Here is a 17,399-nt window from a genome sequence, read left to right on the forward strand (position 1 = left end):
GGCCGGTTTGAGAGACCGCTCAGCGCCTATGTCTAATTCTGAACCACTGTGGGCCAGTTCAGCGATGGCCGGAGTCGCCATCTTGGAATGTTTCCCCGGGGAAACACTCCAAATGGGATATCTGGCGCGCGCCGACAGATAGGGAGTGATTGTCCCAGCGTGCGACTGCTTCGTGTTTTGAAAGGCGCCGACCGTGATTTCCGCAATCGCGGCACAGTCGAAATCCCATAAGAACTCAGAGTTCTGCCGTCACACCTTCGTCCGCACCGGGCGGTACGTGCTGACCTGACCACAGCCGTTGCAACCTGTTGCCGAGAATATCGCCGGGCCCTTCGACAAAGCGGGGATTGCCGAACAGCGCCATGGTCGCATGCTGACGTGCCAGCGCCTTGCGGTCCTGTGCGACCACGGGCGCAAGGAACAGTCGGATCGCAGCCTGTTTCAGCCAGCCCGGAGCAAAGCCTCTCCGCGTGGAAAAGCGCGCGAAAGGCGTGAAGCTGCCATCGGTTGCCGGTGTGAAGATCGCCGTCACGCACAGCGTCAATCCGGTGTGTCCTTCCCAGCGCGCTTGCACGATGGTTGGTGGATAATAGCGAGAGATGCTGCGCTGCCGGTCGCGTTCCAGAAAGCGGGACATCAGGCCCAGGTCGGGCGCGTCCTGTTCGATCGCCATTTCGATGCCGTCACCATGGCTGGTGACGACGAGCCTCACCGGAAGGCGGCGATCCCGACGCCGGATGAAGCCGTGATGCAGGTGGCCGGTGTGGAACGGATCCATGACGTTCTCGATGGCATCGAAGGCGCGGCCCTGCCATGTGCCCTGCTGCCACCAGAAGTGATCGAGTTCGGGGTTGTCAAAGTCGGGCGGCAGGTTCGGCTCGTCAGGCGCGGCATCACTCAAGTTGACGAAGACGGCACCAGCCCGTTCGACCACGCGCATGGGCTGCGCGGCCAGTTTCGCTTGCGGCAATGCTGCAGAAGGACAGCCCGGCACTTCGACACAGCGGCCATCGGCTGCGAACCGCCAACCATGGTAGGGACAGGACAGGGTTCCGTTCTCGACCCGCCCTTCGGATAGCGGGTAATTGCGGTGCGGGCAGCGATCGATCAGTGCGGCGATCCCCGAGGCGCTTCGAAACAGTGCGATCGGCGTATTGCACAGCATGACCTTGCGCACGGTGCTGCCGCGAATATCTTTCGCAAGGGCAACCATGTGCCAATCATCGGTTACTGCGTCGGGAAAGGCCATCAGGCCAGATCCTCCCCATTCCATTCGATATCGCAAGTGGTCGCGGCATTGGTCGATATGCCCATGGCCAGACCCTTGAATGCAAACGCCGCCGCATCGACCAGTGCTCCCAGCGCCGGAGCGCGATCTCCCCTGCGGGAGATGGCATCGCGACCTTTCGTGATCGTGACGCACCATTCGCGCAATCGCCCGGTCCTGATGGCCAAGGGCAGTCCCAGCACCCACATCGCTGGTCCTAGGAATATTGGCCGACTGTCGTCGATGGGTGGGGGTTGCACCTCGCCGGACAGAGCGCCCGAAGCTGCGTCTTGCGCGATCAGGATGTGAATTCCGCTGGTGGCTCGGGGATTGCATTCAAGGAGCCATGGCTCTCCGGCGATGTCGAACAGGACGTCGCAGGCGAACTGCCCATGCATGCCGGCTTTTTGGGCGATTGCTGCTGCAATATCGCGTAGATGTTCTGAACGGCCTCTGCCCACCGCCTCGAAGGCATAAGATGCGCCGCCGCCAAGCCGCCAGTGGGAGCGGTATGCGGCAAACCCGGTTAACACCCCATGACAGGCGACAGCATGAAAGCACACCTCATCACCCGCGATCCGACGTTGCGCCATCCAGCCGCCCGTGGCGATCTGCGGGGATGACGCCAGTTCTGCCGCGCTCGGGCTGATCAGCGTGCGATCTCCGAAGCGGCTGAAGCGGGGCTTGAACACCCAGTCGCGGCTGCTGGCCAGGAATGCCGCCAGCTCTTCGACGCTTTCGATCGCGTGACTTTCGGGGGCTTTGAGGCCCCAAGTGCCGCAGGAGGTGGCAAAGGCCAGCTTGTCATGCAATTGGCGTAAGGTCACCAGATCAGGGGCAAGGAGCCTGCCCGAAAGCGCATCGCGCATCGCCGGCGCGGCGAGGTGAAACACCTCTTCGCACGTGGGCACGACGAGCGCGATGCTGTGACGTTCGACTAGTTCAGCGATTCTTGCGCGAAATTCCGCTGCACTGGAGCGGGGCGAAGGGTAGCGATGGTGTAGCACCGGCAGGCGTGACCAGCGGGCCATGCGCGAAGTTACGCAATCGGCCAGATGAACGTCCCACCCTTCGGCCACGAACGCGCGGGCGAGATCCAGTGCGGCGGCGGCCCTTGCCCCGGTTATAAGTACTGCCCTAGCCATCGCGCCACACCACCTTGCGGCGCTTTGGTCCGTGCCAGTCGGGCAAGTCGTGGCGCACTACCGGTTTCCGGCCGACGAGGTGCTCAAGCTTGGTGGGAGCCTGCAAAGCACGGTCTGGCGGACAAAGCGATCCGACTGCCAGGCATATCCCGTGTCGGTCTGCCGAAGCTTGCCACTGTTGCTGCGGCGTCAATACGCTCTCGACCGCGGCGATGACCTGAGGCGGGGTGATGCAGTTGCCTCCGAAGCGCCATATGTCCTGAACCCGTCCCTCGACCGGCCTGATCACGCGCCCGGCAAATCCGCATGGGCAGTTCTGCTCACCCCACTCGAAATAATCGTCGCCTGCAATGCGGACGATCGGCTGGCTGTGGCGCCTGAGATCGGTGATGATCGGACGGAAGCCGCGAGTCCCCGCGACGGGTTCCGCTTCAATCTCAAGCGAGTGATCGTTAAGGTGCAGACGGCCTGCGGCACACTCGGCTCCCAGAAAGCCCTCTGTCGCCTGCAAGATCGACCTTGGCCTGATGCCGAAATGCGCGGTAACCAGATCGCGCTCGCCACTGCTCATCGGCTCGCTGCCGAAAAACAGATGGCGCAAGGTTGGAAGTGTGGCGCCTAGGCAGGCCAGCCCGATCAACCGCGATGGCGGAGCGATCAGGATTGTCGGGGCATAGTCTTGCAGGGCCTTGGCGCTATCGCAGACCGCAAGCTCTATCGGGAAGTGTGCGAAGCGCAGTCTTCTGCGGGCCGCATCGCTGTACAGCGCATTGCTGGCCCGCAAGTGCAGGGCAAGGCGCTGCGAGCGCAGCAGGGCGGAGAACGGCAGGAGGCGCGCAAGACTCTGGCCGATGTAGTCCGCACGTTCGGCAGCCGTCGCCACGAACAGTCCCCGCGTGGCGCCGCTGCTGCCGGTTGACCAACCTGCGCTGAGGCCTGCGGTTTGCGGCTCCATTTCTGCAGCATCGGCCAGGCGGCGAAGGGCCTCGTCGCTGAGCGAGAGGCTGTTCCACGCGCCGTAATCCTGACGCATTGAATGTACCGGCGTTACTGGAAAAGCTTCGAGCGGCGCACCCGCGAAGGGCGCAAGCGCCGGAGTTCTCGCCAGTGCTGGCTGAAGGTCCACCCACAGCCGCCGCCTGTGTTTTGCAAGGTCTTGCGGGGTGAGCGACATCGCGCGGCGCGTGCGCAGCCATGAGGCGGCAATGCGTTCAAGCCGCATCATCATCACCGCGAAAGGCGCGGGCGGTGCTGGCGCAATGCGATGGCAGGATGGCCAGTTCAGGATTGCGATGCGCCGCGCTGCACAGCAGGTCCAGCGTTTCGCGATAGCGGCGCGTATTGCCGAGCAGTGCGGTGGTCAGGCGCGGTGGCGCTCGTCGTTCTGCGATGGACCGTCCGGACCAGACCGCATCGGCAGCGAGCAATACCGGCTGCCCCTGCCGTGTCTCGAAGGCCAGACCCCAATGTCCGGCGCAATGCCCGGGCAGTTCAACCGCCAGAAGGCTGCCATCGCCGAGAATGTCGTGCCCCTGCGCAAAGGGTGCGAAGGCACTTGGCAGGGTAACCGGACGGGCATCTTCAAAGTAGCGGGCCATTGCATCGACATTGTCCGGCACTAGTTCGGCCAACAGGCCGTTTCGGACGCGCGCAATCCGTCCTTTCCCGCGAAGGGCATCGAGGCCGGCCCGGGCGCAGTAGACCGGCAAGTGCGCGAGATGGTGCAAGCCCGCGACATGATCGCCGTGGAAATGCGAGACAATGGTCCCGGCAATCGCTGCCCCGTCGATGCGGTGGTGCTGCAGCCAGACCTGCCAACGCTCCGCCTCGCCGATCGAAACCGGCGTTGTCCAACGGTAGAAGCGCTCCGGGAAGGGCCGCGTCGCTGCGATGAAGGCAGGGTCATAACCGGTATCGAACAGGAATAGCCCAAGCGCCGGATGCTCGATCACGCCCACCATTGCCGGAAATTCGACAGCGCAGAGGCTGCCGCCGGCGATGGTCATGCCCTCGGGGTGGCGACACGATCCGCGCTCAAGCCACCTGAAGCCGACGCGGATCATGGCTCACCTCGATTGACAGCGAGCTTGCGCGCCTCCGCCAGCAGGCTTTCGAAGGCATTGTGCCGGGGGCGGTAGCCAAGCAGGCGCTGCGCAGGTTCCTGATCGAATGTCTGCGACCAGCCCAGAGTGGCCAGGGTGTAGCGGGTCAGTACAGGCTCCTTGGTGGCGCCTGCAAGCCGGGCAAAGGCTTCCAGAGCAATCGCCAAAAGCCGGGCAAGACCGATCGGCACCGTGACCAGTTTGGGGGACGTGCCGAGGCTTGTCGCAAGCCCCATCGCTATGTCGCGCACGGAAAGGGGTTGGCCGCCCGAGATGTTGATCGCCCGGCCACGCAGTGCCGAAGCGCGATGTTCTGCCTCGCATATTGCCCAGGCCGCGTCCCTGAGATCGGTCATTTCGACAAGCGCCCTGCCGCCACCGGGCAGGGGCATGCGCGCCCTTTGCGCAAGTTCGACAAGGCGTGGCAGAACCACCCGATCCCCTTCGCCGACGAGGGCGCGCGGACGGATGGCACAGCAGGCCATCGCGTCGTCGCGTGCGGCCAGGACCAGACGTTCGGCCGCAAGCTTGGTCAGGGCATAGGCATTGAGCGGGTGCGTGGGTGCATTGGCCTCGCCGATGGAGAGGCGGTTGCGAAATGCCGCGAAGATAGAGGGCGAGGAAACGAAGACAAAGCGTTGCACGCCCGCGGCGCCGGCGACCTCGAGCAATCTGCGCGTCGCGGTGATGTTGGCGGCGACGAAGTCCCGCCGGTTGCCCCAACTGGCTGAAAGGGCGGCAGCGTGGATGACGCTGTCGCAACCGTCGATCAGCGTTGGAAGACAAGCGTACTGTGTGACGAGGTCCATAGCGACGAATTCAGCCCCCATCGCACGAAGCCTGGCGCCCGCCTGATGCGATCGGCCCGTCGCCATGATTTGGTGACCTCTCGCCAATGCTTCCCTCACAATGGCGAGGCCGAGTCCGCCAGTTGCTCCGGTGACGAGGATGCGACGCCTGCTCAAAGCCGGAGAACCATGGCGGTGGCGCTGATCCCGGCTGCGGTGCCGAGCAGCAGCACGGCGTCACTCTGCCGCGCGGCGCCAGTCTCGAGCGCATGGGCCAGCACGGTCGGGATTGATGCAGCAATCTGATTGCCGGTCGTCGCGAAAAGATCGATCACGCGGTCGCAGCGCGGGGCAAACAGGCGTTTGACATGGGCCACCCCGGGTGCGCTCGCCTGATGGCAGACGACGCAGGCAATGTCTTCCTGGGCGAGACCAGCGTCAGCCAGTGCGCGGTTGATGACCCCCGGCAGGGCCTTTGCTGCGGCCTTGAAAATGCCGAAAGCATCCATCTCGAAGTGCGATCCGGCGGTCAGCGCATCATACCCCTCACTCACCCGCAGCCGGGTGCCGCCGGCGCGCAACTGCGCGAGTCGATGATGCGCGCCCTGTGTCACGCTGGCAGCAGAGCAGATGCCGCGGTCGGGTTCGTCACAAGCCTCGATGGCCAGGGCTGCGGCGCCATCACCGAAGATCGAACGTGTCTTGGCATCTGCGGGGTCGAGCCCTGCAGATGCAATGTCACTGGCGAAGACCAGCGCCCGGCGCCAGCGCCCGGTGGCGATGCCCATCCCTGCAACATCAAGTGCGGTCACGAAAGACAGGCAGGTCTGGTTCACGTCAAAGCACGGTACGCCCGATCGGCCGAGGCCGAGCCGATCCTGCACCATCGCCGAAGTCGACGGAATGGGCTGCTCCATCACGCCGCATCCGCCGATGATCACATCGGGCGGACCATCCCAACCAGCGCGATCAAGCGCCATGCGCGCGGCCGATGCGGCCATCATAGAGGTCGTTTCGTCGGCCGCGGCGACATGGCGTGCGACAATGCCGAATTCGCGTTCCGTCCAGCCCGGATGTTGGCCATGCCGGAGATCGAGATCCAACGACGCAACCACCTCCCGCGGGCGGTAGCTGCCCCATCCAGCTATGGCGAATCGGCTGATCATCGTCATGCATCCCCTATGCCGGGAACATGCTTCAAAAACTGAACGATGTCTAATTAAAATTATACACCGTTCAGTTTGGCTTTGTCAGGCCTGTTCGGCTGCTTCGAGTTCGGCATCAGGCTCGCTGTTGGGTGCATCTGGCTGCAACGCCATTTCCCCCATCGTGACGTAATCGAGCTTTCCGGTGCCGAGCACGGGGAGCGCATCGACCACGCGAATATCGCGCGGAATCATCAGTTCGGTGACGCCGTTGGCACGGCCCCACGCCTGCAGGGCCTTGTGCTCTGCTCCCGGCGCAGTGGTGAAGAGGACAAGCTGTTCGCCCTTCTTGGGATCCGGCCGTGTGACGATGGCATGGTCGAAGCTCGGCCAGCACTTTGCGGCGTAGCCTTCGACCGCCGGGAGAGAGACCATCTCGCCGCCGATCTTGGCAAAGCGCTTTGCCCGGCCACGGATCGTGATGAAACCGGCTTCATCGATGGTCACGATATCACCGGTATCATGCCAGCCTTCGTGTGGCGGCTGCAGCTTGCCCGGAGCCGAGGCAAGGTAATACCCCGCCATGACGTTTGGCCCGCGAATGAAGAGGCGGCCGCCTTCGGCAATGCCGGGCACCGCTTCGAGCCTCGTCTCGACCGCAGGCAAGGCGCGGCCGACGCTGCCAGCCATGAAATGCATCGGCGTGTTGACCGCGATGACCGGGGCGGCCTCGGTGGCGCCATAGCCTTCGAAAATGCGCAGGCCGAACTTCTCGGCATAAGTCTTGCGCGTTTCGTCCCGCACTTTTTCCGCACCGGCAAAAATGTAGCGCAGCGAATAGAAGTCGTAACCGTGGGCCATGCGGGCATAGCCCGACAGGAAGGTGTCGGTGCCGAACATGATCGTGGCATTTGCGTCATAGGCGAGCGCCGGGACGATGCGGTAATGCAGGGGGCTGGGGTAGAGCACCACCCGGATACCGCTGAGCAAAGGCAGCAACGTACCGCCGGTAAGGCCGAAGGAATGGAACACCGGCAGAGCATTGAGCACGATGTCGCTGGCGTTGAAATCGATCCGCGCGGCGAGCTGGGCGCAGTTCGACAGCAGGTTTCGGTGGGTCAGGACGACGCCCTTGGGCACGCCTTCCGAGCCGCTGGTGAACAGGATCACGGCAGGGGCTTCAGCGGCAATGCGGTGCTTCAGGTGGCGCTTTTCGGCGCGCCCCGCGCCCAGCAGCGCGCGCAGCTTTTCGAATGCGCCGATTGTTGCGCCGACGTCTTCCAGCCAGATGATGCGCAGACCGTCAGCTTCCAGAGCGGCGATGACATCGTGGAGCTTTGCCTGATCCACGAAGGCGCGGGCAGTGACCACGGTGCGGATCGCAGCGGTCATGCAGGCCGAGCGCATGTTGGCGACACCCACTGTAAAGTTGAGCATGGCGGGCACGCGGCCGATTGATTGCAGTGCGAAGAAGGCGGCGACCACGCCATTCACGTTGGGCATCAGCAGGCCGACGGCCTCGCCCGGTGCGGTACCTTGGGCGAGGCGCTTGCCCAGCACGGTGGTGGCGGCAAAGAGCTTGTCGTAGCTCAGCGGTTCGCGCTTCACGTCTTCCACGACCAGCGCCTTACCGCCGTGGATTGCCCGCGCCTCGCACAGGGCGGAGAACAGGGTGCGGTCGGTGTCGGACGTCGCGAACATCATCGCGCTCATCTCGTCATAGAGGCGACGACCGGCCACGGCGCGGCGCTGGCGCGCGGTCATTTCGCCTTCGATCGCAAAGCGGCGCGGGGGCAGGACGGTGAGCGTGATCTTGGGCAACCAGCGCAGGCGGACCTTGCCCTGCATGCGGGAAAAGCGCGTGTACTGTGGGCCATCGAGGCGCACCGGAATGATCGGGGCGTCGGCCTTGTCGGCTACCATGCCGGGGCCGTCGAATACCTTCATCAGCGCACCGGTGCGGGTGATGCGGCCTTCGGGGAAGATGACGAGGGTGCGCCCCTCCTTGACCGCCTTGACCATGGCCTTGGCAGCCATCGGGTTGGTGGGATCGACCGGGAAGGCGCGGAACAGCTTGAGGAAGGGCTTGATCCAGATCGAACGTGCGATCTGGGTGTTGACCGCGAACGTCGGTTTGCCAGGCAGGAATGCGCCGAGCAGCACGCCGTCAAGAAAACTGACGTGGTTGACGACGACCACGGCCCGCTCGCCCGGCTTTGGCATGTGCTCCATGCCCGAAACCTCAACGCGATAGAGCACGCGCAAGGTCAGGCGGATCACATCCTTGAACAGCGTTTCAGGCAGGAGCCAGACCGAAGCCAGAGCGACGAACAGCGTGGCAAAGCCCAGCGCACCGATAAGGCCGGGGACATCGACGCCAGCAGCGAGCAGACCCGTTATCGCCAGCACCGCCAACACGGTGAGGCCGGCGTTGACGACATTGTTGGCGGCGATGATCTGTGAGCGTTTGTCTTCCGGGCTGGCGACCTGAAGGATTGCATAGAGCGGCACGATGAACATGCCGCCCGAAGCTGCGATCACGGCAAGGTCAATCAGGATGTGCCAGGCGCCGGGGGTGGCGAGGAACTGCGCGGTGGAGGCGCCTGCCGTACGGACTTCAAAGCCGCTGGTCGCGATCCATAGGTCAATCAGTCCAAAGGCGAGGATCAGGGCGGAAAGCGGCACCCAGCGCGCCGAAACCTCACCCTTCAGCAAGCGGTTGACGATCAGCGAGCCGACAGCGATCGCGATCGAAAAGACCACCAGGAACAGCGTGGCGACGTCCTGCCGCGCGGCGAGCGTGCCCGAGACGAGAGGGGCGAATTCACTGACCAGAACTGCACCAGCAGCGAAGAACCAAGAGATGCCAAGGATCGAAAGCCAGACGCCGCGACCTTCCCGCGCCGTGGCCAGAATGGCTTTCGTGCCGCGCCACAGATTCCGATCAATCGTGTGAAGTGAACCGCTCGGCGGGGCGGCGGGCACGGCGAGGCTCATACCGAAACCGAGGATTGCGATTCCGAAGGCGGCAAGGCCTGCTTCCCATGGCGGGACTACGCCTGCCAGCAACTGCCCACCGAGGATGGCGAGGAAGGTGCCACCCTCGATCAGCCCGGTGCCACCCATGACTTCGCCCGCATGCAGGTGCTGCGGCAGGATCGAATACTTGACCGGGCCGAACAGGGTGGAATGCAGGCCCATCAGGAACAGGCTGGTGAGCAGCAGCGGGATCGACAGGAACCAGAATCCGGCCAGCGCCGCGGCCATGATGGCGACCTCGGCGCCCTTGATCCAGCGGATCAGCCGCGCCTTGTCCACTGCATCGGCGAGCTGCCCGGCAAGCGCCGAGAACAGGAAATAGGGCAGGATGAACAGGCCCGTTGCCACAGCTGCCAGCAACTTTGCATTCGCAGGATCTGTCGCGAAGATGCCGAAGTTCGCCAGGAACAGCATCGCGAACTTCAGGAGATTGTCGTTGAACGCGCCAAGGAACTGGACCGTGAAGATTGGGCCGAAGCGGCGCTTCGTCAGCAAGCTGAAATCGTGAGACGACATAGGCACCTTTCGCGTGTTCGATGCTGCCATACCGGAGCGTGGGTTCCGGCGAGGTTAAGAGGCGCATTTTCCCTTGGCCCCCCATCTGATTCGCAGTGCTATCGCAAAAATATACGGTGTTCAATTAAATTATTGGACAGTGTTCATTTTCGTGGCTAGTTTCGAGGGCATGGGACGCAGATCGGATCACAGCCGCGAGGAATTGCGCGAAATTGCTGTAGGAGCAGGCCATCGGCACATGGACGAGGTTGGCTTCGCTCATTTTTCAGCGCGCGAAGTTGCCAAGCGGATCGGATACTCCATCGGTACGATCTACAACGTGTTCGGAAGCTATGATGCGTTCATCCTGGCTATAAACGGCCGCACTCTTGCCCTTTGGCGCGATCATCTGGTCCGAAGGCTTGAAAAAGTGGAGCAGGACAGGCTGCGAGCGGCCATCGCCGCCTATTTCGAGTTCGCCACCGCGCACCGCCACGCCTGGGCCGCCATCTACGACTTCCGCCTGCCTGAGGATGCAGCGCCGCCCGAACGCTATCAGGACGAAGTGCGCGCCATTTTTGACATCGTGGTAGCCGAGGTGCACGCTGCCCTGGCTCCGTCGCGGAAGGGCGATGCCGAAGCGCTCACCAGGTCGCTGCTGGCCTCGGTCCACGGCCATTGCGTCTTTGCGATGAATGGCACTTTCGCCATGCTGGGCGAGAAAGCTCCTGCGGAAGCGGCATGGGATCGCGTGCAGGAGGCTGTGTCGGCGATGACACCCGGGCAACGCAATCAACGCTGACGATACAACTCTGCTGGGCGGAATGGCGTCTCGGTTTCACGTTCGCCAGTCGCTTCGATCCATCCCGTGTCGAGCATGCGGCGGCGGAAGGCGGGCTTGTTGAAGGTGGTGCCGATTATGGCCTCATGGACGGCCTGGAGGTCGCGCAGAGTGAAGAGGTCAGGCAGCAGCGCGAAGGCGATGGGCGTGTAGTCGAGTTTGCCGCGGAGCCGCTCGTGCGCTGCGGCGATGATGGCGGCGTGGTCGAATGCGAGCGGCTCGCAAGGTTCTGTGACCGGGCGTAGCGCGAGATCGGCTTTCGATGTAACGGCTCGTTCCAGAACCGCATGTGGTAACAGAGCGAAGTAGGCAATGCTGACTGTGCGCATCCGTGGGTCGCGCTGCGGATCGCCGAAGGTGTAGAGTTGCTCCAACCATGCGCTGTCCTGCGCGGCAACGCCTGCCTTGCCCACCAGCACGCGCCTTGCGGCATCGTCCAGCGCCTCCTCGATGCCAACGAACCCGCCCGGCAATGCAAGCTGGTCGGCAAATGGTTCCTCGACGCGCCGCTGCAGCAGGACCGACAGAATACCGTCGGCGACGGTCATCAGCACAAGGTCAACAGTGACGGCGAAGGGTGGATGGCTCATGACGTCCATCTTATATCTTGACTGGATATAAGTCCAATGCGCATAAGGTTGCAGCGAGTCGGGGAGTCCGCCTCGCTACGATCATCTGGGGGAGCCTCGGATATGAGTAAGTTTGATTTCGGCGTCTTCATTGGACGCTTCCAGCCACTGCACATCGGCCACGAACACGTCATCGCGCGCACGCTTGAGCAGGTCGAGCGGCTGATCGTGCTGGTGGGATCGGCCAATGTCGCACGAGATCCGCGCAATCCCTTTACCTACGCCGAACGTGAGGCAATGTTGCGCTCCGCCTTCCGGCATGAGGTAGCGCAAGGCCGCCTGATCATCGCGCCGATCGACGATCACCTCTATTCCGATACGGCCTGGGTCACGCAAGTGCAGCGCAAGGTCCGCGCCCTGGTGCTCGAGCATGGCAATGGCCACGGCTTCCAGAACCATGGGCTCAGCGACTTCCGCGTGGCTCTGGCGGGTTATGGCAAGGACGCCTCGTCCTACTACCTCAAACTGTTCCCGGAGTGGGAGAACCTTCAGGTGGAGAGCCAGTACGGCACTTTCTCGTCGAGCGATGTGCGCCAGCGCTATTTCCAGCGCATCCCTGAAGTGCCCGCCAGCATCCTCTCTGCAGGCGTCGCAGATTTCCTGGGCGAGTTCATGCTGGAAGAGACGTTCAAGGCGCTGCTTGAGGAAGCCGAGTTTCTGGCGGCTTATCCTGCGCAGTGGGGGAAGGGGCCCTTCGTTACCGCTGATGCGGTCGTCGTCCAGTCGGGCCACATCCTGCTGGTCGAACGGGGACGGGCACCGGGCAAGGGCCTGCTTGCGCTCCCGGGCGGTTTCGTCAATCCGTCCGAGCACATTCGCGACGCCGCCATCCGCGAGCTGCGCGAGGAGACCGCGATAAGCGACGGCAAGGGCCAGATCCCGCCGGCGATGCTCGCCAGCTTCATCGAGGACGCGCGCACGCGGGTGTTCGATGCGCCAAACCGTTCCTTGCGTGGTCGTATCATCACCCACGCCTTCCTGTTCCGCCTGCCCGAACGTCGCAAGCTGTTCAGCGTGAAGGGTGGTGACGATGCGGCGCACGCGCAGTGGTACCGCTTTGGCGATCTGTCGCCTGAAATGCTGTTCGAGGACCACTGGGCCATCATCGAGGAAATGGCCGACCTTTGAAGACGGAAGCGCCGCGCAGGGGAGTCCTGCACCCGGCGATAATGTGAGGAGTTCACATCATGACCAACCTGATCCTGGCAACCGACAGCTACAAGCACAGCCACTTCCTGCAGTACCCGCCCGAGACCCGCGCGATCAGCGCCTATATCGAGGCGCGGCCCAACGACTTTGCCGACGAAGTGCTGTTCATGGGCCTGCAGCCCTACCTCATGGACTATCTCGGGCGGCCGATCACCCAGGCTGACATCGACGAGGCCGAGGCAGTCTGCACCGCGCATGGCGTGCCCTTCAATCGCAAGGGCTGGCAGATCGTGCTCGACGAACATGGCGGCTACCTGCCAATCGAGATCCGCGCACTGCCTGAAGGCATGATCGTGCCGACCGGCGTGCCCATGGTGCAGGTCGAGACGACGGACCCACGCCTGCCATGGCTCGCGACCTTCATCGAGACCGCGCTGCTCCGCGCCATCTGGTATCCGACCACAGTCGCCACGCTCAGCCGCCAGTGCCGGCTGATCATCCGCGCGGGCCTCGAGAAGACCAGCGAGGATGTGGACGGCCAGCTTCCATTCAAGCTGCACGACTTCGGCGCCCGCGGCACCAGCAGCGGCGAGAGTGCAGGCCTTGGCGGGATGGCCCACCTTGTCAACTTCATGGGCACCGACACCATGGAAGGGCTGATCGCCGCCCGTCGCTACTACGGCGCGGACATGGCCGGCTTCTCGATCCCGGCGGCCGAGCACAGCACGATGACCAGCTGGGGGCGCGAGCGCGAGGAAGCGGCCTATGCCAACATGCTCGACGCCTTCGAGGGTGAAGGCAAGGTCGTCGCCGTGGTCTCGGACAGCTACGACCTCGATGCGGCGCTGACTGGAATCTGGGGCGGGAGCCTGCGCGACAAGGTGCTGGCGCGCAAGGGCACGCTCGTCGTCCGGCCCGACAGTGGCGACCCGGTGGAAACCCCGGTGCGGGCAGTCAAGACCTTGTGGGAGGCCTTCGGCGGCACGGTCAACGCCAAGGGCTATCGCGTGCTCGATCCCCACGTCCGCGTGATCCAGGGCGATGGCATGACGCCTGCCACGATTGCCCGTCTGATCGATCGGCTGATCGAGGAAGGCTTCGCCATCGACAACATCGCCTTCGGCATGGGTGGTGGCCTGCTCCAGCAGGTCAACCGCGACACCTTGCGCTTTGCGATGAAGGCCAACGCTATGCTTGATGCCGCCGGTGTTTGGCATGATGTGGCCAAGGCGCCAGCCACCGACCCAGGCAAGGCAAGCAAGGCGGGACGACAGGCTGTGGTGCTCGAAACAGGCCGCATGGTGGCGCGGCGGATGGAGCAAGTGGCTGACGCCGCCAACCTGCTCCGCCCGGTCTGGCGGAATGGGACTTTGCTGGTGCGCCACAGCTTTGACGAACTGCGGGTGAGGGCGGTTTGAAGGAGTAATGGAGCGGCAGGACCTGTCGCTCCATTCAGAATGGGCTGTTGAATGCTATCTGCAAGCGTTGGACGTAAGGCCGCTGCTGATACGCGATGATGCGTTTTTGCCGGATCCAGCAGTCGTTCGACAGCAGCGCAAACTTTGGCTTTGCCCTCAACCGGATAGACTTGACGGAGCATACGCCCCAAAAACCTCAATTTACCTCGCTGCGGCTGGATAGCCGCGAACGCCAGTGGCCAGCAGGCGCGAACATCCTCCTGTAGTTCAGGATTTTCGCTGACGTCGGCGCATGTGGGTGCAATGTAAAATGGAGCGGGTAGCGGGAATCGAACCCGCATAGCCAGCTTGGAAGGCTGGAGCTTTACCACTAAGCTATACCCGCTCGGGCCAGCAGGCCTGATTGGCCGGTGGTGCAGGCGCGCTTGCCACGGACTTGGCGATCTCGTCAACCTCGGATCATGCATCAATTCACACCGGCGGTTGACACCGCACTATAAAGATATATCTTAGATGCACTGAAAACAGTCTTGAAAAGCGAGTCATCATGCCCTCCAGCCGCGCCACCGTCCCAACCGCAAACGCCAGCCGCTACTTGCAGCAACTCTGCAAGCATTGGGGCCACAAGTTCGAAGTCTCTTTCGATCCTACCCAGGGGCGCGTGGCTCTGCCGTTCGGGCCAGTAGACTTGAAGGCCGATGATGCGGCCCTCGAGGTAACCTGCACGATCACGGGGGAAGGCGATCTCTCGCGGATGCAGCAGGTGGTCGCCGATCACTTGAATCGGTTCGCCCACCGTGAAGGCGAATTGACGTTCGACTGGCAGCCGATGGACTGATGCCTCAAAGCGCGAACAGCCCCGCGCTTCCTTTCAAGGAAACGGGGCCTCGAGGTTCGAGCTGCCCGGTCACTCCTGCCTTTCCATGAACACCCGGGCGCGGTCGGCGGCCCAGTTCTGCAGGGCTTCGGTGCGTAGCCGGGCGCCTTCGGGGTCGGCTTCAAGGGGGAGAACGGATTCCACGATCTGGTCGAAGTGGGCGCGCAGACCGTCCTTGGCTTCGGGATAGGGGATCACGTAGAGCTGGTTGGCCTCGATCGCGCGCTTGACGTGTTCGGCAAGTTCGACCGGGTCCATGCCGTGCTGGTGGATCGAGTGGAGCGAGGCGATCGAGTCCTCGTTCTCGACGTAGCCGCTCTGGCCGAATTGGGCGGGGCGCAGGCGGCTGGCTTCGGCGATGTTGGACTTGATGTTGGCCGGGCACAGCACCGATACGCCGATGCCGTGCTTTTCGAGGCCCTGACGGTAGCTTTCCATCAGGTTGATCACTGCAGCCTTTGCCGCCGAGTACGGCGCGGCAAGAGCGCTGCCCATCAGGCCGCCCAAGGACGAGGTGGTGACGATGTGGCCGGGCCTGCCGCTCTTGATCATGCGCGGCACGAAGGTGACCATGCCGTTGATCACACCGCCCAGATTGACGCCGATGATCCAGTCGAAATCGTCGTAAGAAGTATTCTCGACCGGGCCGAAGCTGTTGACGCCGGCGGTGTTGAACAGGAGCGTGGGCGCGGCGCCGAACACGGCTTCGACCTCGTCAGCGGCGCGGGCATAGGCAGCGCGGTCCATGATGTCGAGCACCAGGCCGTGGGCGGCAATGCCCTCGGCGGTGAGGGCGGCGACGGCCTGTTCCACCGCTTCGGCGCGGATATCGGCGATGACGACCTTCGCCCCTGCGCGGCCGAAGACCTGCGCCTGCCCCAGCCCCGCGCCCGAAGCGCCGCCGGTGATGAACGCGATCTGATCGTTGAAGTCTTGCACCTGTGCGGCTCCTCTGCATGATATTGTTAGTGTTACTTACAAAAACCGCGCGGCAAGGGCAAGCGCCACCGGCAATGCGCTTGCAATGCGCATGATTGACCGCAGCCGCGATACCATGCACAAAATGCGTAACGGAATAATGCGTGTGCAGCGCGAAGTGAAAACGGGAGAGAGTATGGGCGAGATTTTTCCGGCCGGAGCGACGATCGTGTTCGGCGGCAGCGGCGGCATCGGCCGCGGCGTGGCGCTGGAATTCGCGCGCGAGGGCAGCGATGTAGCGGTGGTCTATCGCTCGAAAGAGGACGTGGCCCGCGCGGTGGCAGACGAGATCGCCGCCCTCGGGCGGAAGGCGACGATCCACCGCGCCGACGTGCGCGACCGCGGGCAGGTGCAGGCAGCGCTGGCGGATGCGGTCGAGCAGCATGGCCGGGTGCATACGGTGGTGTGGGGAGCAGGGCCGGTGGTGCCGCAGGTGGCGATTGCCGACTGGACCGAGGAAATGTTCCGCACGTCGATGGAGATCGAGGCGTTCGGTTTCAACAACGCCGTCCACGCCGCGCTGCCGCACATGCGGGCAAGCGGTGGCGGCAGCTTCGTCCATCTCGGCTCGGCCGGGCACGATTGGTGGCCCAAGCTCGATGGCCTGTCGGTGGCGCCCAAGGCCTGTAACGAGGCGCTGATCAAGGGCATTGCCAAGGAGGAGGGCTTTCACGAGATTCGCGCCAACTCCATCCTGGTTGGCGTGATCGATGCCGGGCAGTTCAAGATCGGGCAGGAGGCGGGCACCTTTACCCCGGAATGGGAAGCGGCGGTAAAGGCGATGCTGCCGCTGAAGCGCTGGGGCACGCCGCAGGACATCGGACAGGCCGCGGTCTATTTCGCATCATCGCGGGGCAACTACGTGACCGGGCAGACGATCTCGGTCGGCGGCGGCTTCGGTGTCTGAGGCTGGCGCGCGGGCGCTGGCGCCGCGTCCGATCGGAGTGGACGAGATGGCAACGCGTGAGGCGCTGCGCCATCTCGTCACCGCTTATGGCCACTGCATCGACCGGCGCGACTGGGAACTCCTGCGCACGCTCTACCATGACGACGCGGTGGACGATCACACGCCGTATTATTGTGGGCCGGTCGATGGCTATATCGCGTGGCTGCCGGGCATGATGGCGAACTGGAAGGCGACGATGCACACCGCGCTGTCGGCGCTGTTCGCGGTGGATGGCACCCGCGCCCAGGGGGAGATCACCGCGCGCGCCTGGCACTTGACGCTGGACGGCGAGCGGCAGTTCGTGGCGTGGGGACGCTATGCCGACCATTACGAGCAGCGCAGTGGGGTGTGGCGGTTTGCCCGGCGCTCGTTCATCCTCGACCATGCCGAGGACTTGCCTGCCGCGCAGGGCGATGATTTCGGCAGTGACGGCGTGGGCACCGGGCGGGCCGGGGCGGACGATCCGGTCCATGCACGGCTTACGCTGTTTGCGCGAACGGATGCGTAATCAATGGCGGCTTCCGATACGCATAATACGTTTGGGTGATGACGCCGGCGCAGGGCTGGGCGATCTGGCGGG

At 63.7% G+C, this 17,399-nt stretch carries 15 protein-coding genes and 1 tRNA gene; 6 read left to right on the plus strand and 10 right to left on the minus strand.

What is annotated here, in order from left to right; translation table 11 throughout:
- Positions 1 to 235: 235 nt before the first annotated feature.
- The 7 genes from HGI46_RS11710 to HGI46_RS11740 form a co-directional block, all read right to left on the minus strand.
- Entirely contained in the window at positions 236 to 1,249 is a 1,014-nt protein-coding gene (locus HGI46_RS11710; protein WP_168904319.1) for an aromatic ring-hydroxylating dioxygenase subunit alpha, read from the minus strand.
- Positions 1,249 to 2,412 carry a hypothetical protein gene (locus tag HGI46_RS11715; protein ID WP_168904320.1) on the minus strand — a complete coding sequence of 388 codons (1,164 nt, stop codon included), beginning with the start codon at positions 2,410 to 2,412 and terminating at the stop codon, positions 1,249 to 1,251. Before HGI46_RS11715 ends, HGI46_RS11710 begins: the two co-directional genes overlap by 1 nt.
- Positions 2,405 to 3,637: a hypothetical protein gene (locus HGI46_RS11720; RefSeq protein WP_206065691.1), complete on the minus strand. Its 1,233-nt coding sequence runs from the start codon at positions 3,635 to 3,637 to the stop codon at positions 2,405 to 2,407. Before HGI46_RS11720 ends, HGI46_RS11715 begins: the two co-directional genes overlap by 8 nt.
- Complete coding sequence (locus HGI46_RS11725; RefSeq protein ID WP_206065692.1) at positions 3,624 to 4,418, minus strand: MBL fold metallo-hydrolase; 795 nt, start codon at positions 4,416 to 4,418, stop codon at positions 3,624 to 3,626. The genes HGI46_RS11720 and HGI46_RS11725 overlap by 14 nt, the downstream gene beginning before the upstream one ends.
- A gap of 53 nt (positions 4,419 to 4,471) precedes the next feature.
- Positions 4,472 to 5,479 carry an NAD-dependent epimerase/dehydratase family protein gene (locus HGI46_RS11730; protein WP_168904323.1) on the minus strand — a complete coding sequence of 336 codons (1,008 nt, stop codon included), beginning with the start codon at positions 5,477 to 5,479 and terminating at the stop codon, positions 4,472 to 4,474.
- Positions 5,476 to 6,468 (minus strand): 3-oxoacyl-[acyl-carrier-protein] synthase III C-terminal domain-containing protein, encoded by a 993-nt coding sequence (locus HGI46_RS11735; RefSeq protein ID WP_168904324.1) that lies wholly within the window; start codon positions 6,466 to 6,468, stop codon positions 5,476 to 5,478. The genes HGI46_RS11730 and HGI46_RS11735 overlap by 4 nt, the downstream gene beginning before the upstream one ends.
- Positions 6,469 to 6,552: 84 nt before the next feature.
- Positions 6,553 to 10,002: an acyl-[ACP]--phospholipid O-acyltransferase gene (locus HGI46_RS11740; protein ID WP_240946718.1), complete on the minus strand. Its 3,450-nt coding sequence runs from the start codon at positions 10,000 to 10,002 to the stop codon at positions 6,553 to 6,555.
- A 73-nt stretch (positions 10,003 to 10,075) separates the two neighbouring features.
- On the opposite strand from HGI46_RS11740, the gene HGI46_RS11745 reads away from it, so the two are divergent.
- Positions 10,076 to 10,783, plus strand: a complete 708-nt coding sequence (locus HGI46_RS11745) for a TetR/AcrR family transcriptional regulator (RefSeq protein ID WP_240946719.1) — start codon at positions 10,076 to 10,078, stop codon at positions 10,781 to 10,783.
- Here HGI46_RS11745 and HGI46_RS11750 read toward each other — a convergent pair.
- On the minus strand, positions 10,774 to 11,421 hold the full coding sequence (locus HGI46_RS11750; protein WP_168904325.1) for an NUDIX domain-containing protein: 648 nt from the start codon (positions 11,419 to 11,421) through the stop codon (positions 10,774 to 10,776). The genes HGI46_RS11745 and HGI46_RS11750 overlap by 10 nt on opposite strands.
- A 93-nt stretch (positions 11,422 to 11,514) precedes the next feature.
- Here HGI46_RS11750 and HGI46_RS11755 point away from each other — a divergent pair, with 93 nt between their 5' ends.
- Together HGI46_RS11755 and HGI46_RS11760 are read left to right on the plus strand one after the other, a co-directional pair.
- Complete coding sequence (locus HGI46_RS11755; RefSeq protein ID WP_168904326.1) at positions 11,515 to 12,579, plus strand: bifunctional nicotinamide-nucleotide adenylyltransferase/Nudix hydroxylase; 1,065 nt, start codon at positions 11,515 to 11,517, stop codon at positions 12,577 to 12,579.
- A gap of 59 nt (positions 12,580 to 12,638) precedes the next feature.
- A complete protein-coding gene (locus tag HGI46_RS11760) occupies positions 12,639 to 14,018 on the plus strand; it encodes a nicotinate phosphoribosyltransferase (RefSeq protein WP_168904327.1) in 1,380 nt (459 codons plus the stop codon).
- A gap of 311 nt (positions 14,019 to 14,329) precedes the next feature.
- Here HGI46_RS11760 and HGI46_RS11765 read toward each other — a convergent pair.
- Positions 14,330 to 14,403: transfer RNA gene (locus HGI46_RS11765), tRNA-Gly, on the minus strand.
- 162 nt (positions 14,404 to 14,565) lie between these two features.
- Between HGI46_RS11765 and HGI46_RS11770 the strand changes: the two genes are divergently transcribed.
- On the plus strand, positions 14,566 to 14,856 hold the full coding sequence (locus HGI46_RS11770; RefSeq protein WP_168904328.1) for a DUF2218 domain-containing protein: 291 nt from the start codon (positions 14,566 to 14,568) through the stop codon (positions 14,854 to 14,856).
- Between the two features lie 69 nt (positions 14,857 to 14,925).
- Here the strand turns inward: HGI46_RS11770 and HGI46_RS11775 are convergent, their stop codons facing one another.
- Positions 14,926 to 15,834 (minus strand): SDR family NAD(P)-dependent oxidoreductase, encoded by a 909-nt coding sequence (locus HGI46_RS11775; RefSeq protein WP_168904329.1) that lies wholly within the window; start codon positions 15,832 to 15,834, stop codon positions 14,926 to 14,928.
- Positions 15,835 to 16,009: 175 nt separating this feature from the next.
- On the opposite strand from HGI46_RS11775, the gene HGI46_RS11780 reads away from it, so the two are divergent.
- Positions 16,010 to 16,780, plus strand: a complete 771-nt coding sequence (locus HGI46_RS11780; protein ID WP_168904330.1) for an SDR family oxidoreductase — start codon at positions 16,010 to 16,012, stop codon at positions 16,778 to 16,780.
- Positions 16,773 to 17,327 (plus strand): nuclear transport factor 2 family protein, encoded by a 555-nt coding sequence (locus tag HGI46_RS11785; protein WP_346766719.1) that lies wholly within the window; start codon positions 16,773 to 16,775, stop codon positions 17,325 to 17,327. The genes HGI46_RS11780 and HGI46_RS11785 overlap by 8 nt, the downstream gene beginning before the upstream one ends.
- The last annotated feature ends 72 nt before the right edge of the window (positions 17,328 to 17,399 follow it).

Origin of the sequence: Novosphingobium sp. ERW19 (genome assembly GCF_012641315.1) — a bacterium.
Taxonomy (GTDB): Bacteria; Pseudomonadota; Alphaproteobacteria; order Sphingomonadales; family Sphingomonadaceae; genus Novosphingobium.

Excerpts from the sequence above, each read along its gene's own strand:
- HGI46_RS11760 (WP_168904327.1), top strand. The coding sequence starts at position 12,639 with ATGACCAACCTGATCCTGGCAACCGACAGCTACAAGCACAGCCACTTC.
- HGI46_RS11740 (WP_240946718.1), bottom strand. The coding sequence starts at position 10,002 with ATGTCGTCTCACGATTTCAGCTTGCTGACGAAGCGCCGCTTCGGCCCA.
- HGI46_RS11725 (WP_206065692.1), bottom strand. The coding sequence starts at position 4,418 with ATGACCATCGCCGGCGGCAGCCTCTGCGCTGTCGAATTTCCGGCAATG.
- HGI46_RS11710 (WP_168904319.1), bottom strand. The coding sequence starts at position 1,249 with ATGGCCTTTCCCGACGCAGTAACCGATGATTGGCACATGGTTGCCCTT.
- HGI46_RS11720 (WP_206065691.1), bottom strand. The coding sequence starts at position 3,637 with ATGATGCGGCTTGAACGCATTGCCGCCTCATGGCTGCGCACGCGCCGC.
- HGI46_RS11750 (WP_168904325.1), bottom strand. The coding sequence starts at position 11,421 with ATGGACGTCATGAGCCATCCACCCTTCGCCGTCACTGTTGACCTTGTG.
- HGI46_RS11780 (WP_168904330.1), top strand. The coding sequence starts at position 16,010 with ATGGGCGAGATTTTTCCGGCCGGAGCGACGATCGTGTTCGGCGGCAGC.
- HGI46_RS11770 (WP_168904328.1), top strand. The coding sequence starts at position 14,566 with ATGCCCTCCAGCCGCGCCACCGTCCCAACCGCAAACGCCAGCCGCTAC.
- HGI46_RS11735 (WP_168904324.1), bottom strand. The coding sequence starts at position 6,468 with ATGATCAGCCGATTCGCCATAGCTGGATGGGGCAGCTACCGCCCGCGG.
- HGI46_RS11755 (WP_168904326.1), top strand. The coding sequence starts at position 11,515 with ATGAGTAAGTTTGATTTCGGCGTCTTCATTGGACGCTTCCAGCCACTG.
- HGI46_RS11715 (WP_168904320.1), bottom strand. The coding sequence starts at position 2,412 with ATGGCTAGGGCAGTACTTATAACCGGGGCAAGGGCCGCCGCCGCACTG.